The organism is Apibacter sp. B3935 (genome assembly GCF_009827705.1).
Classification (GTDB): Bacteria; Bacteroidota; Bacteroidia; order Flavobacteriales; family Weeksellaceae; genus Apibacter.
Genome location: NZ_WINL01000002.1, coordinates 187,547 through 202,297, shown reverse-complemented (window position 1 = coordinate 202,297; position 14,751 = coordinate 187,547). Strand labels below are relative to the sequence as shown.

Below are 14,751 nucleotides of genomic sequence, written 5' to 3'. Positions count from 1 at the left end.
TAGATATAAATAATACAAATATGAGTTTAGAAATTAGTGATCAAACATTCAAAGATGAGGTATTAAGTTCCAAAGAACCGGTTTTGGTTGATTTTTGGGCTGAATGGTGTGGACCATGCAGAAGTTTAAAACCTATAGTTGATGAATTGTCTGAAGAATTTAAAGGAAAAGTAAAAGTTGCTAAAATTGATATTGATGCCAATCAAGAAGTTTCGGTAGAATATGGAATCAGAAATATTCCTACGCTTTTATTCTTTAAAAATGGACAAGTTGTTGACAAAGTAGTAGGGGTTCAGCCAAAAGAAAAGCTAGCAGAAAAAATGAATGCATTATTGGATTAATCCAATTAAATGATGAAAATAAAAATATCCTGAAATATTCAGGATATTTTTATTTATATAAAATGCTATTTAAAAAGTATAAATTAAATTTTACGCATACGTAAGCTCTTAGGAGTTATTTCAAGATATTCATCATCTTTAATATATTCCATAGCTTCTTCTAATGAAAATTCAACTTTAGGGAAAATTTTAGCAGCTTGGTCAGATCCGGAAGCTCTCACGTTGGTTAACTTTTTACCTTTAATAAGATTTACTTCCAAATCATTATCACGGCTATGTTCTCCGACTACTTGACCTTTATATATTTGATCTCCCGGTTCAACAAAAAATTTACCTCTATCCTGAAGTCGGTCGATTGCATAAGCCAAAGCCTGTCCCGTTTCAGATGAAATCATAGATCCGTTTTGTCTTTGCGGAATAATGTCTTTTACCGGTTCAAAATCTTTAAAACGATGATTAATAATGGCTTCTCCGGAAGTTGCTGTTAGAAGAAGGTTACGTAATCCGATAAGACCTCGAGAAGAAATATCAAATTCCAAATGTTGTAAATCACCTTTAGGTTCCATCACTTTTAATTCTCCTTTTCTTTGAGTAACCAATTCTATAGCTTTGCCGGATACAGCATCGGGAACATCAATTACTAAATGTTCATAGGGCTCATGTTTAACACCGTCAATCTCTTTAATAGTTACCTTTGGTCTACCTACTTGCAATTCATATCCTTCACGTCTCATAGTTTCAATAAGGACAGATAAGTGAAGAATACCTCTACCAAAAACATTGAACTTATCCTCGGAATCAGTTTCTTCCACTCGAAGGGCTAAGTTGATTTCAGTTTCCTTCATTAATCGATCTCTAAGGTGTCTTGAAGTAACGTATTTTCCTTCTTTACCGAAAAACGGTGAAGTATTGATAGTAAACAACATACTCATCGTAGGCTCATCAACCGCAATACGAGGCAAAGCTTCCGGTTCGTTCAAGTCAGCAATAGTATCACCGATTTCAAAATCATCGATACCGATTACAGCACATAAATCACCGCTTCTTACAGATTCAACAGGTTTTCTTCCTAAACCTTCAAAGACTTGTAATTCTTTTATGCGTATTTTTTTATTTTTACCGTCTTCCTGGCAAAGAGTATAATCTTTTCCGGAAATTAAATCTCCACGATACACACGACCTATGGCAATTTTTCCCACAAAACTTGAGAAATCAAGAGAGGTAATTTGCATTTGAGGCGTTCCTTCTACATAAGGTGCTTCCGGTATTAATTCAATAATTTTATCTAATAAATATGTAATGTTATCGGTAGGTTGTTTATAATCTCCGGACATCCAACCTTGTTTAGAAGAACCGTATACCGTCTCAAAATCCAATTGTTCTTCAGTAGCATCTAAATTAAACATTAATTCAAATACCTGATCATGTACATGTTCCGGTTGGCAGTTTTCTTTATCAACTTTATTAATTACTACGATGGGCTTTAATCCCAATTCAATCGCTTTACTAAGAACAAAGCGAGTTTGAGGCATTGGTCCTTCAAACGCATCCACAAGCAATAAAACACCGTCAGCCATTTTAAGAACACGTTCAACCTCTCCTCCAAAATCCGCGTGTCCGGGAGTGTCAATGATATTAATTTTGACACCTTTATAGTTTACTGATACATTCTTGGATAAAATGGTTATTCCTCTTTCACGTTCCAGATCATTATTATCCAGAATCAAATCCCCGTCATTTTTTTCAACAACATTACAAGACTGAATAATTTTATCTACTAATGTTGTTTTTCCATGATCGACATGAGCAATAATTGCTATATTTCTAATTGATTGCATATATGATATTAAAATTCAGGTGCAAATGTAAGATATTATTGCTAAATATATGGTTTTGTGTTAGTAAATAAAAGCATACTATTATTCATAATTTAAGGTTTTATTAATAGAAACTTAAAAACACTATTAAAATGAATAATTTAATTGTACTTTTGATTAGTATTTAAAAATAAGAAAATGAAAATATCTTATATCGTATTTTTTTTAGGTATTGCTTTAAGCATAAGTTCATGTAACAATTCTAAAAAATCAGAGAAGGATCCAAATACTAATCAATCAAAGGATAGTACTCCGGTGGTAAAGACTACGTCATTAGATACGATAAGTTTATCTCCAATTAAAAAAGTACCGAAATTTGAAAATAAAGAGGCGGACAACTTTGTTCAGGAAACTAAATTATATTTTGAGCAAATAGCAGAAGCTACTCAAGCAGGTAATGAAAGTAAAATTTTAGAATTGCAACTTAAAGCCAATGATATAGATGAAAATTACAAAAAGGTCTTAAAAAAATTAGATACCGAACAACAAAAAAATCTTAGAAATTGGTATATGCAATTAGTCGATGCCGCATCCAAGTAATAACTGCATATTTTTTTATCGTCTTTGAACCTATTAAAAAATAATGAAAGTAGTATTTTAAGTATAAAGCAGATATTCATCATCATACATTATCTAAAATAAACTAAAATAGTTTTATCTTTATACGGATAAAACTATTTTTTATGCTAATTAAAACGTATGGAAGTTCTGTCTATGGAGTCAATGCTCAATTAATAACCGTTGAAGTAAATGTAGATAAAGGAGTAGGGTATCAGTTGGTAGGTATGCCGGATATGGCAATAAAAGAAAGTGCACATCGAATTTCGGCAGCCTTAAAAAACTGTGGATATAAAATGCCGGGTAAAAAAATCACAGTAAACATGGCACCTGCAGATCTAAGGAAAGAAGGATCAGCTTATGATTTAACAATTGCTATGGGAATATTGGCGGCATCCGAGCAAATAAAAGGAGATCATCTCGATCAATATTTAATTATGGGCGAATTATCTTTAGATGGTTCTTTACAACCCATAAAAGGTGTTTTACCTATTGCAATACAAGCAAGAGAAGATGGTTTTAAAGGCTTTTTCTTCCTAAACAAAACGCTAAAGAAGCTGCTATAGTCAATGATCTCGAAGTTTATGGAGTTGACAATATAAAAGAAGTCATTGATTTTTTTGATAAAAACATTCAATTAAATCCAACCATAGTAAATACAAGAGAAGAGTTTTTTGAGAATAATAGTAAATTTCAATTTGATTTTTCAGAAGTTAAAGGTCAGGAAAATGTAAAAAGAGCTTTGGAGATTGCTGCTGCCGGAGGTCACAATGTACTTTTAATCGGTCCGCCGGGAAGTGGAAAAACCATGTTGGCAAAAAGAATTCCTTCCATCTTACCTCCATTGACCTTATCGGAAGCACTAGAGACAACGAAAATACATTCCGTTGCCGGAAAATTAGGATCAGAATCTTCTTTAATGACAGTAAGACCTTATCGTAATCCTCATCATACCATATCAGGAGTAGCATTAGTTGGAGGAGGAAGCTATCCGCAACCCGGAGAAATTTCTCTATCTCATAACGGCGTACTTTTTCTGGATGAACTGCCTGAATTTAATCGCCAAGTATTGGAAGTCATGAGACAACCTTTAGAAGACAGGATTGTAACTATCTCAAGAGCAAAATTTACGATCACCTATCCGGCCAGTTTTATGTTGATTGCTTCCATGAATCCTTCTCCTTCCGGATATTTTCCAAATGACCCTAAAAATACGAGCACTATACAAGAAATGCAAAGATATATGAATAAAATATCCGGGCCGTTACTCGATCGAATCGATATTCATGTGGAAGTTTCACCCGTTCCTTTTGATGATTTATCGGATAAAAGGAAAGGAGAGTCAAGTTCAGAAATAAGGGCAAGAGTGGTAGAAGCAAGGAAAATTCAAACTCAAAGATATAAAACAGCGGAAGGAATCCATTATAATGCTCAAATTGGACCTAAACAATTAGATGAATTTTGTTTGTTGGACGACGTTTCCAAAAATTTACTAAAATCTGCCATTGAAAAATTGGGTTTATCTGCCCGAGCCTATGATCGAATTTTAAGAGTGGGCAGATCGATAGCAGATTTAGATAAATCAGAAGTTATCCAAGCACACCATATTGGAGAAGCTATACAATATCGTAGCCTTGATCGGGAAGGATGGTGTAAATAAATGTAAATTTTTGAAAAATTATTATTAATTTGAACAAAGAAAATAATAATAAATTATGATAAGAAATGTTCAACTATCCGATGCATTAAGAATAGCTGAAATTTATAATTATTATATAGAAAATACGGTCATTACCTTTGAAGAAAAAAAAGTTAGTGCCCGGGAGATAGAAAACAGAATTCAAAAAATATCGGCAAAAGGTTATCCTTATATAGTATATGAAAAAGAAGGAATCATACTAGGATATGCATATTTGAATACTTGGCGAGAACGTTCGGCTTATGATATAACATTAGAAAACAGTATTTACCTGGATTATAATCAAACCCATCAAGGAATAGGTAATGAATTGCTTACAGCCCTGATTGAAGAATCAAAAAAGATAGATATACATTCCATTATAGGAGTAATATCTTTACCGAATGAGCCCAGTAGAAAATTGCATCGGAAAACAGGATTTAATCTGATAGGAAATTTTAAAGAATCAGGAAAAAAATTTAATCAATTGATAGATGTTGAATTTTGGCAACTACTATTGGATTGAATAAATTAAAATCTATAATAAAAATCAAAATAATTTAAAAAATAATAAAAATGATACATCATATTGTAATGTGGAAGCTTAAAGAAAGCGATAAAAAAAATAATGCTTTAAAAATAAAAAATGATTTAGAAGCCTTAAAAGATCGAATTAAGGAGTTACAATATATCCAAGTAAATACCAATATGGAGATTGCTCCACAGTCAAATTTTGATATACTTTTAGATTCCCGATTTAAAAATTTTGAAGATTTAACTCTATATGCAAATCATCCGGAACATCTTAAAGTGGTGGAGTTTATAAAAACAGTGGTTGAACAAAGAGTAGCTATCGATTACGAAATATAGTTACATAGTAATTGATTATTAAAAAGGATGTTTACTTACACTACACATCCTTTTTTTATTCTTGCTTTATGGATAATATAAATTTTAATGCCAATTTAACTTCAACAACTAAATAAAATATCCGATTATTCTTTCCCCTAATACGATCAATTTATGGGTAAAATGATGGATGGTGAAATGCGAATAATGTAATTTTTTAGAATATTTATATATAAAAATTACAAATTATTTATTAAATGACTCTTTTTTTTAGAATTTAAACAAAGATGATTAAATTTGCATCCACTATTTAACAAATTAATTATTCATGAAATTACCGGCAATAGTTCAATTGCATATTATCGTATTTATTTGGGGATTTACCGGTGTAATAGGTAAGCTTATCTCTCTTAATGCTATACCTCTGGTATGGGGTAGGACCTTGGTTGCAGCTTTTATTTTATTTTGTTATTTATATTTTTCAAAAGGAAAAAATTTTAAAATTTCCAAAAAGCTGATGTTCCAACTTTTGGGGTGTGGAGTAATTGTAGGTACTCATTGGTCATTGTTTTATGGATCCATTAAAATATCCAACATTTCTATTGCCACTTCAACCCTATCAACAGGAACTTTATTTGTGGCTTTTTTAGAGCCCTTTTTTTTCAAACGAAAAATCAAAATTTCTGAAATAATTTTAAGTTTAGTTATTATAATTTGTATACTTTTTATCTTTAATACAGAAATGAGTTATTGGAAAGGTATACTACTTGGTATCGGATGTGCATTCTTGTCGGCATTGTTTTCAGTAGTAAACGGAATAATGCATTCAAAAGAAAGTCCAGAAATAATAACTTTCTATGAAATGGCAGGAGCTTTTGTAACCTTGACGGTTTTTATGTTTTTGTTCAATGATTGGGAAGCCATAGCTACCATAAAAGCTTGGGATATCCTATGGCTTTTAATGTTGGGCGGACTTTTAACCAGTTTTCCTTTAGTTATGACCATGAAGCTGATGAAACACATTACGCCTTTTACACTCATGCTTTCCATAAACTTAGAGCCTGTATATGCTATTTTAATAGCCTTTTTAATTTGGAAAGATTCGGAAAAAATGAGTCCAGTATTTTATATTTCAACAGCTGTCATGATTGCTGCCATCTGTTTTAACGGTTATTTAAAATCTAAAAATAAAAAGATCCAAAATCAATAAAGTTAGCATTTGCATTATTTTTGAGTTTACATAAGATTAATATTAGACATATGCGTACTGTCCCTAAAATTCTTATGATATTCAGACTCTTACTGGCTCCTCTAAGCATTATTTTATCTTATCACTATGGAGAAAGATGTGTTCCTATGCTTGTTTTAATACTATGCCTGGGGTTGATTTCCGATATATTGGATGGAATTATTGCCAGAAAGTATCAGGTAGCAACTGAAAATTTAAGAAGAATGGATAGTTTTATAGATATTATATTTTGGCTATCTCTTGCAATATCAACAGGAATAGTTCGACCTGGGATCATAGAAGCCAATTTGATATTTATTGTAGGTTTAGTAATATTAGAAGGAATAAGTGCGCTAATTAGTTTCTTGCGATTCGGAAAAGAAGCAAGTACCCATGCGTATTCTTCAAAATTTTGGGGAATAACGTTATTTTTAGCGCTTATATCAATACTGGGTTTTAATTACGGTGGATTCTTTTTATATCTGACTATAATTGTGGGATATATTTCCTATGTTGATGTTTTACTTATACTTATATTATTACCTCATTGGGTGCATGACGTACCGAGTTTTTTTCATGCTTATTTAATTAGAAAAAAAATTAATTTAAAGAAGAAGTACATTAGGTTCAGTTACTAATTAAATACTTTAGAAAGTTTAAATAAAATAGAACATACCAATCGGAAACAACTTATTTTAAAAAATTTAAAATTTTAATTTTAAATGTTGAAAGATTACAAAAAAGACCTAATTATAGCGCTATATTCCTTACCGGGTATATTAATAATCTATAGTTTCGGATTTATCTTCAATAATATCATTTTTGCAAGTATAGCTGCAGGAGGTGCTGTGACGGCGGGATATGGAGCAAATAAAAAAATATTAAAATATCCTTTTGCGCCCATGATCATAGCCGTTCTAGGAATGAGTATATGTGCTGCATTGGGATCATTAATAGGACATTTCTATTTTTGGTATATAGTCTGTTGTGTATTATTGGCCTGTTTAGCAACCTGTGTGGGAACTATCGATCAAAATGCTTGGTGGATTGTTTTACAATGGTCTATTGCTTTTTTTGTAGGAGGCTATTATGTGGGAGATATTTATGCCGCTCTGCATAGAGGTGTTTTAATTCTTGCAGGAGGTTTATTTCAATCTATTTGTATTATTTTTCTCATTGAGAAATCATCATTTGAAAGAAATATTAGTAACCCTGAGGAGCTTCTGATCATTTTTAAAAACATATATGAAGATATTGATAAAAAAATACGCTTCCATATGACCATCATCTATACCGCATTAACCATTTTAGTTTGCTTTTTCTTTATAACTGTTTTCGATATCAAATATTATTACTGGGCTGTTATGACTGCCTTAGTTATTTTGAAACCTGATTTTATTGATACCCTGAAAAAAGCAAGTATAAGGTTGATGGGAACACTTCTGGGTATTGTCATAGCTACTTTTTTAATATGGTGGTTTCCATCAAGATATATCATGGCATTGGAAATTCTGATATCTTTATATGTTTGCTATGTATTTGCCAACCACAGATATGCAATTTTGTCAACCTTTTTAACGATTACAACCGTATTAATGTTTGCAATTAATGGGTCATCGGGTAATGAAATAGCTATGGACAGATTAATTGCCACCTCGATTGGAGGAGTATCGGCCATATTAATTATGAGTTTAAGTTTATTGCATATTCGATTTTTAAAAAGTAAAAACTAATACTGATCTTTTAGAATTAGTGGTTTTTATTATTTTTTAAAACTTCTTCAAAATGATTTTCAGCCCAAGTGATCATCATCTGAATGGAAGGCATTAAACTGATACCTGTTTCCGTAAGACTATATTCAACCCTAGGCGGGATTTCAGCATAGGCTTTTCTTTTAATTAAATTATATTTTTCCAAATTTTTTAGCGTGTTGGTAAGCATCTTTTGAGAAATATCAGGAAGTTCATTTTTTATTTCTCCGTAACGCATCGTTTTGCCGGAATATAAAACAGCTAATAATAATAAAGACCATTTATCGCTAAATCGGCTTAATATATTTCTTATGGGACAGATGGGATATTTTAAATCGAGTTTATGAGCTTTCATTTTTCTATCAAATATACATATTACTCTCCAATAGAGTACAACTATAAATAATAAAGTAATAATTTATAGTTAAATAAATGTTAAAATTAAACATATAATTAGCTGATAATCAATAATTCTAACTTTAGCGGTTCGTTACGAGCCTGCTTGTGAACATAAGTTGTTCGGGCTAAATTCGAATCATAAACTTATTTAAATATATATAAAAATGAAAATATCAATACTAGGAACAGGAAATGTTGCACAAGCGTTAATTAACGGATTAATTAATGAAAAGTATAATGTGGTAGTTGGTTCAAGAAATTTCGAAAAAGGAAGTGAAAATATAGAAAAACTAAAACAAGTTAATAAAACCCTATCCATTGTTTCCTACCAAGAGGCTGTTGCATTAAGTGAAATTATACTTCTTTCAATTCCCGGATTTGCGCTTATAGAAACCATAAAGGATCTTGGAATTAAAAATTTTGAAGGTAAAATACTTTGGGATATTACAAATGCATTTTCATCGGAAGCTCCGACTAATGGAGTAATAAAATTAATTTCATCTCCCGAAGAATCTCTGTCAGAAAGTGTACAAAAGCTTTTGCCATTATCGCATGTTGTTAAAGGAATGAATACCATAGGTGCGCATCTTATGTATCAGCCCTCACTGAAAGAAAACGGTACCGCATTTATTGCCGGAAATAATGAAGAGGTTAAAAATACAATTTCTACAATAATTAAATCTTTAGGTTGGAATATCTATGATGCTGGTAAACTAGAATCTTCACGAGCATTAGAGTATATGGGACAATTATATGTAGCTCAAGGTGTTTTATATAATAAATGGAATTCGACTTTTAAGTATATAGATTAAATTTTATCATGTAATAAAAACATATATAAATTAAGTAAATTGAAATTCGATGAAAATAAATATTATTAAAAATGCATATTTTCTACTTTTTGTTTTGATTATAAACATTTCTGAAATAAAAGCACAAAAAGTTATAGATTTAACAACGCCCCATTTGAAAGCGATAAATACATTTATGACATTTGAAAAAATGGATGGCGATAAAGTAGTAAGAGTTGTTAAGGATCCATCAATCAAGAAATTTGATGAACCTACTTATGTACGAATCAATAATGTAAATTTTGCCAATGGGATCATAGAAGTAAAAGTGTTAAGTCGAATTTTGGATGATGCTCCGAATTTTGCCCGAGGTTTTATTGGTATAGCCTTTCATATAAATGATTCAAACACTAAGTTTGAAAGTATATATGTTCGCCCTTTAAACGGAAGATCCGAGAATCAGGAACACAGAAACAGGACCATACAATATTTTTCTTATCCGAATTATAAGTATCAACGATTGAGAAATGAATCTCAAAATAAATACGAGTCCTATGCAGATATGGCACTAAACGAATGGATACAATTAAGAATTGAAGTTCAAGGGCAAAAAGCTAAATTATATATAAATGATAATAAACAACCCTCACTCATCGTAAATGATTTAAAATTAGGAGGAAATGCGACAGGAGCTATCGGACTCTTTGTTGATGTAGGCACTGAAGGATATTTTAAAGATTTGAAGGTTTATCTACAATAATAAAACCTAAAACAAAATTCCGACTTTAAAATAGAGTCGGAATTTTTATTAATTCAACCTGAAATCTAAATACAGATCGTTTCTTAATACATCTAAAATTTGTTTATTTATATTTACTCTTCGGTTCATTGATTGAGATTCTAAATACACATTGTTCTTTTTATCGATAATTTCAAAGTGTATATCTTTAGAACCTGCATTTTCATCACATACTTTATTTAAAGTAGTAATGGTATTTTCATCTAAATTTTCCAAGTTTATCTTAATGGTTAATTTTTTAGCATGTTTTCCGATCACATCGCTAAGTTCTTCGATATTCAGCACGTTTATATATACAAAGCCGTTATCTTTAATCATACCTACCGTGATTTTTACTAAAACAAATAAATTAGGAATAAGATATTTTTGCAAATCCAGATAATTCTTTTTAAGCTTAAGAGAAATAGTACCTGTTTTATCTTCCAAATCAAAATAGGCGATTCTTGTTCTGCCGTCGTTTATTTCCTTATGCTCAAAACGAGAGATCATACCGGCAATATACACTTCCTTATTAATATAATTTTCTTTATTTTCATTAATTTCAGAAATATCAATAGGTTTAATCAACGCAATTTCGTATTTGTAATTATCCATTGGATGAGCAGATATATAGATACCTACTACTTCTTTTTCTCTACCCAATTTATACATGGTACTCCATTCTTCCGTTTCAGGAATTACCGGTTTCATAACATCAAATCCTTCATCCCCCAAGTCTCCAAATAAAGAATTTTGAGCAGAATTCTTATTATCCTGATAGGCAATCCCGTATCTTACCAGCTTTTCAATAGTGCTGGTACCATTTTCTTCTTTAAAAAATTGAGCACGATTATTATTGGCTAATCCATCAAAAGCCCCTGCCAATACTAAATTTTCCAGAACTTTTTTATTTATATTTTTTAAATCTGTCCTTTCAAAAAATTCAAACAGATTTTTATATTTTCCCTTAGTTTGTCTTTCACTTACTACAGCTTCAACAGCATTTTCACCGATTCCCTTAATAGCTCCCATTCCAAAACGGATAGCACCTTTTTCATTTACGGTGAATTCATAATCACTTTCATTAACATCAGGTCCAAGCACTTCCAATCCCATATTTTTACATTCTTCCATAAAGAAACTCAAAGTAGTAAGATTGTTAAGGTTATTGCTGAGCAATGCGGCCATAAATTCTGCAGGAAAATGAGCTTTTAAATAAGCGGTTTGAAAGGCAATAAAAGCATAACAAGTGGAGTGAGATTTGTTAAAAGCATATTGAGCAAAAGCTTTCCAGTCTTCCCATATTTTTTTTAATTTATCTTCAGGATGACCTCTTTCGATAGCTCCCTCAAGAAAACGAGCTTCCATTTTATTTAAGACTTGAATTTGCTTCTTACCCATAGCTTTTCTTAGCACGTCCGCATCACCTTTACTAAATCCGGCTAATTTTTGAGAAAGAAGCATTACTTGTTCTTGATAAACAGTAATACCGTAAGTATCCGCAAGATACTCTTCCATATCCTCTAAATCGTAAGAAATTTCTTCCTTTCCATGTTTACGATTGATAAAGTTGGGAATATATTGTAGAGGTCCGGGACGATACAAGGCATTCATGGCAATCAAGTCCTCAAACTTATCCGGTTGCAATGCTTTGAGGTGCTTTTGCATTCCGGGGGACTCGTATTGGAAGATACCAACTGTATTTCCATTTTTGAATATCTCATAGGTTTTATCATCATCCAAAGGAAAATCATCGGGATTTAAAACTTCACCGGTCCTTTTTCTAATAATATCAATGGTATCGGCAATAATCGTCAAGGTACGTAAGCCTAGAAAATCCATTTTTAACAATCCGGCACTTTCTACCACGGAGTTGTCAAATTGGGATACCAACAAAGAGGAATCTTTGGCAACGGCAACAGGTATTAAATTAGTAATATCTTCCGGAGTAATAATTACTCCACACGCATGAACTCCCGTGTTCCGTAAACTACCTTCCAATTGATAAGCATTTTGTATTACCCGCCCTTCCAGGTCATATTCATTAAATTTTTGTTTGAGTTGAAGCACAGGAACAGACTCCTCCTTACCGAAATCTTTAATTAACTCATTTTCTGTTTTATTTTTTAGCTTAGTTAAATTTAAGGTAGAGGGTAGGTTTTTTGATAAGCGGTCCGTATCGCTTAAGGGCAATTCAAGCACTCTTCCTGCATCCCTTATTGCGGAACGTCCGGCTAATGTACCGTAAGTAATTATTTGTGCAACCTGATTTTCTCCGTATTTATCTACCACCCATTGAATGATTTTTTCACGTCCTCTATCGTCAAAATCGATGTCTATGTCGGGTAAGGATACCCGATCCGGATTTAAGAAACGCTCAAAAAGTAAATCATATTTAATAGGGTCTATATTAGTAATTCCTATGCAATAAGCAACGGCTGATCCGGCTGCAGAACCTCGCCCCGGACCAACAGATACACCCATTTTACGCGCTTGAGAAGTGAAATCCTGTACAATGAGAAAATAGCCGGGATATCCCGTTTTGGCTATGGTTTCCAACTCAAATTGTAAACGATCTTTAGTATCTTCGGATAATTGGTCACCATATCTTTTTTTAGCACCTTCCCAGGTAAGATATGCTAAGTAGGCATTTTCTCCTCGCTTACCTCCGTCCACTTCATCTTGAGGGTCTTTAAATTCATCAGGTATATCAAATTTAGGAAGTAAAACATCTCGGGTTAATTGATAGGGTTCAAATTTTTTGATAAAGTCTTCAAAATTTTCAATTGCTTCCGGTATATCTGTAAACAATTGAGCCATTTCTGTTTGAGATTTAAAATTATATTCATCATTAGGAAGACCGTATCTTCTTCCAAAACCTCTGCCCTTAGGGGTAGATTGTTTTTCTCCGTCTTTTATACATAAAAGGATATCCTGGGTTTCTGCTTCTTTTTTACTAATATAAAATGTATTGTTTTGAGCTAAAACCTTGACTCCGTATTTTTTGGCAAATTTTATTAAAACTTTGTTGAGGTGTTCCTCTTCATCTAAATGGTGTCTTAATAACTCTACATAAAAATCATCACCAAATAATCCATGCCAATAGATAAAGGCCTCTTCTGCCTGCTTTTCTCCCACATTTAAAATTAGACTGGGAATTTCTGAAGATAAACTTCCGGTAGTTGCAATTAAATTTTCTTTATATTGTTCAATAAGTTCTTTTCCAATTCTGGGATAGCCTGCATACAAACCTAGTTTATATCCTAAAGTTGATAATTTAGAAAGATTTTTAAATCCTTCATGATTTTTAGCAAGTAATATCTGAGTATATCTACGATCCGGATTATCTTTTGTAAACTTATTTTGTAAATAAGTTTCAGATATATACAGTTCACAACCGATAATTGGTAAAATCTCATTTTTTAAAGGTTCAGAACCATTGTCTTCTAAAATTTTAGCATTATGATCTTTAATAGATCCATTAGCTTTTTTTATTTCATTGAGAAAAGCAAATGCACCCATCAAGTTGCCCGTATCCGTTACACCTAAAGCGGGCATGTTATATTCTAAGGTTTTTTTTATTAAATCAGAATGTTTACTGGTAGAAGTAAGTATTGAATAAACCGAATGATTGTGAAAGTGGAAAAAAGATGAATAATTTATTTCATCTACAGATTTTTTAGTACTTTCTGATTTCCCTTTTAGTTGTTTATTAAAATCTTTGACCTGTTCACGAATAACAATATCAAAAGGTTGAAAAGGTTCAGGATGAGTTTCAATAAAAGCGCTTAATTCTTCTTCTGTAAAATTCAGCTTATTTGCACTTATTTGGTTTCGTCTAACCAACTCCCAAAATGCTTGAGCGGTAGCATTAACGTCTGCCGCAGCATTGTGTGCCTCATCAAAACCATGCCCAAATAATTTTTCATATAATTCGGAAAGTTTAGGAAATTTAAATCCACCTCCCATACCTCCGGGCAAAGCACAAAAATTAGTTCCCTCACGGGCTGTATCTATTAACGGAAGATCCGCAATATGGTTTTCAATTGATTTTCGATAAAATTCAGCTCCAACAATCGGGATGTCGAATGCTATATTTTGTCCGACTAAAATCGGATTATCTGCTAGTACCGCATTAAATTGATCCAATACGGTTTTAAGATCATGACCTTCCGCTAATGCTTTTTCGGTACTTATACCGTGAATTTTTTGAGCATTGAAAGGTATGTCGTATCCTTCGGGTTTAATTATATAGTCATAGTTTTCAATTAAATCACCATTTTCATCATGTAACTGCCAGGCAATTTGAACCATTCTAGGCCAATTGTCTGAATCGGAAACAGGTGCATTTGCATTTGCAGGAAGACCTGTGGTTTCAGTATCAAAAACTAGGAATTTCATAATACAAAGTTAGGGATTTCTTTATGAATCTAACTTTTAAATCTTAAGTTCCTTCAATATTTCATTTCTTAAAAATAACTTTGAAAGATATTGGAATTGA

General features: G+C 32.0%; 12 protein-coding genes and 1 pseudogene. 10 read left to right on the top strand and 3 right to left on the bottom strand.

The genetic code is table 11. The annotated features are described in order from the left end of the window. Positions 1-20 precede the first annotated feature (20 nt). Positions 21-341, top strand: a complete 321-nt coding sequence (gene trxA / locus GFV00_RS03740) for a thioredoxin (RefSeq protein ID WP_105298011.1) — start codon at positions 21-23, stop codon at positions 339-341. Positions 342-424: 83 nt separating this feature from the next. Here the strand turns inward: trxA and typA are convergent, their stop codons facing one another. Further along, complete coding sequence (typA, locus tag GFV00_RS03735; RefSeq protein ID WP_160557163.1) at positions 425-2,179, bottom strand: translational GTPase TypA; 1,755 nt, start codon at positions 2,177-2,179, stop codon at positions 425-427. A gap of 177 nt (positions 2,180-2,356) precedes the next feature. On the opposite strand from typA, the gene GFV00_RS03730 reads away from it, so the two are divergent. The 7 genes and pseudogenes from GFV00_RS03730 to GFV00_RS03700 all read left to right on the top strand — a co-directional run bounded on the left by GFV00_RS03730 (position 2,357) and on the right by GFV00_RS03700 (position 8,264). Beyond that, positions 2,357-2,758, top strand: a complete 402-nt coding sequence (locus GFV00_RS03730; RefSeq protein ID WP_160557164.1) for a hypothetical protein — start codon at positions 2,357-2,359, stop codon at positions 2,756-2,758. A 143-nt stretch (positions 2,759-2,901) separates the two neighbouring features. Then, positions 2,902-4,436 (top strand): annotated as a pseudogene (locus tag GFV00_RS03725) (YifB family Mg chelatase-like AAA ATPase). Between the two features lie 55 nt (positions 4,437-4,491). Then, on the top strand, positions 4,492-4,980 hold the full coding sequence (locus GFV00_RS03720) for a GNAT family N-acetyltransferase (RefSeq protein ID WP_160557165.1): 489 nt from the start codon (positions 4,492-4,494) through the stop codon (positions 4,978-4,980). A 50-nt stretch (positions 4,981-5,030) separates the two neighbouring features. Further along, entirely contained in the window at positions 5,031-5,324 is a 294-nt protein-coding gene (locus GFV00_RS03715) for a Dabb family protein (protein ID WP_160557166.1), read from the top strand. A 307-nt stretch (positions 5,325-5,631) separates the two neighbouring features. Beyond that, the gene (locus GFV00_RS03710; protein WP_160557167.1) at positions 5,632-6,513 is read left to right on the top strand and encodes a DMT family transporter; all 882 of its coding nucleotides are present in this window, start codon (positions 5,632-5,634) and stop codon (positions 6,511-6,513) included. Positions 6,514-6,563: 50 nt separating this feature from the next. Beyond that, positions 6,564-7,169, top strand: coding sequence for a CDP-alcohol phosphatidyltransferase family protein (locus GFV00_RS03705; protein ID WP_160557168.1), 606 nt, complete (start codon positions 6,564-6,566; stop codon positions 7,167-7,169). Positions 7,170-7,253: 84 nt separating this feature from the next. Further along, positions 7,254-8,264 (top strand): FUSC family protein, encoded by a 1,011-nt coding sequence (locus tag GFV00_RS03700; RefSeq protein ID WP_160541962.1) that lies wholly within the window; start codon positions 7,254-7,256, stop codon positions 8,262-8,264. A 16-nt stretch (positions 8,265-8,280) separates the two neighbouring features. Here GFV00_RS03700 and GFV00_RS03695 read toward each other — a convergent pair whose 3' ends face one another. Then, the gene (locus GFV00_RS03695) at positions 8,281-8,637 is read right to left on the bottom strand and encodes a helix-turn-helix domain-containing protein (protein WP_160557169.1); all 357 of its coding nucleotides are present in this window, start codon (positions 8,635-8,637) and stop codon (positions 8,281-8,283) included. A gap of 208 nt (positions 8,638-8,845) precedes the next feature. Between GFV00_RS03695 and GFV00_RS03690 the strand changes: the two genes are divergently transcribed. Both GFV00_RS03690 and GFV00_RS03685 read left to right on the top strand, forming a co-directional pair. Next, on the top strand, positions 8,846-9,493 hold the full coding sequence (locus tag GFV00_RS03690) for an NADPH-dependent F420 reductase (protein ID WP_160557170.1): 648 nt from the start codon (positions 8,846-8,848) through the stop codon (positions 9,491-9,493). Between the two features lie 49 nt (positions 9,494-9,542). Next, positions 9,543-10,232: a family 16 glycoside hydrolase gene (locus tag GFV00_RS03685; RefSeq protein ID WP_221411013.1), complete on the top strand. Its 690-nt coding sequence runs from the start codon at positions 9,543-9,545 to the stop codon at positions 10,230-10,232. A gap of 48 nt (positions 10,233-10,280) precedes the next feature. Here the strand turns inward: GFV00_RS03685 and dnaE are convergent, their stop codons facing one another. Further along, positions 10,281-14,651 carry a DNA polymerase III subunit alpha gene (gene dnaE / locus GFV00_RS03680; protein WP_160557171.1) on the bottom strand — a complete coding sequence of 1,457 codons (4,371 nt, stop codon included), beginning with the start codon at positions 14,649-14,651 and terminating at the stop codon, positions 10,281-10,283. Positions 14,652-14,751: the final 100 nt, after the last annotated feature.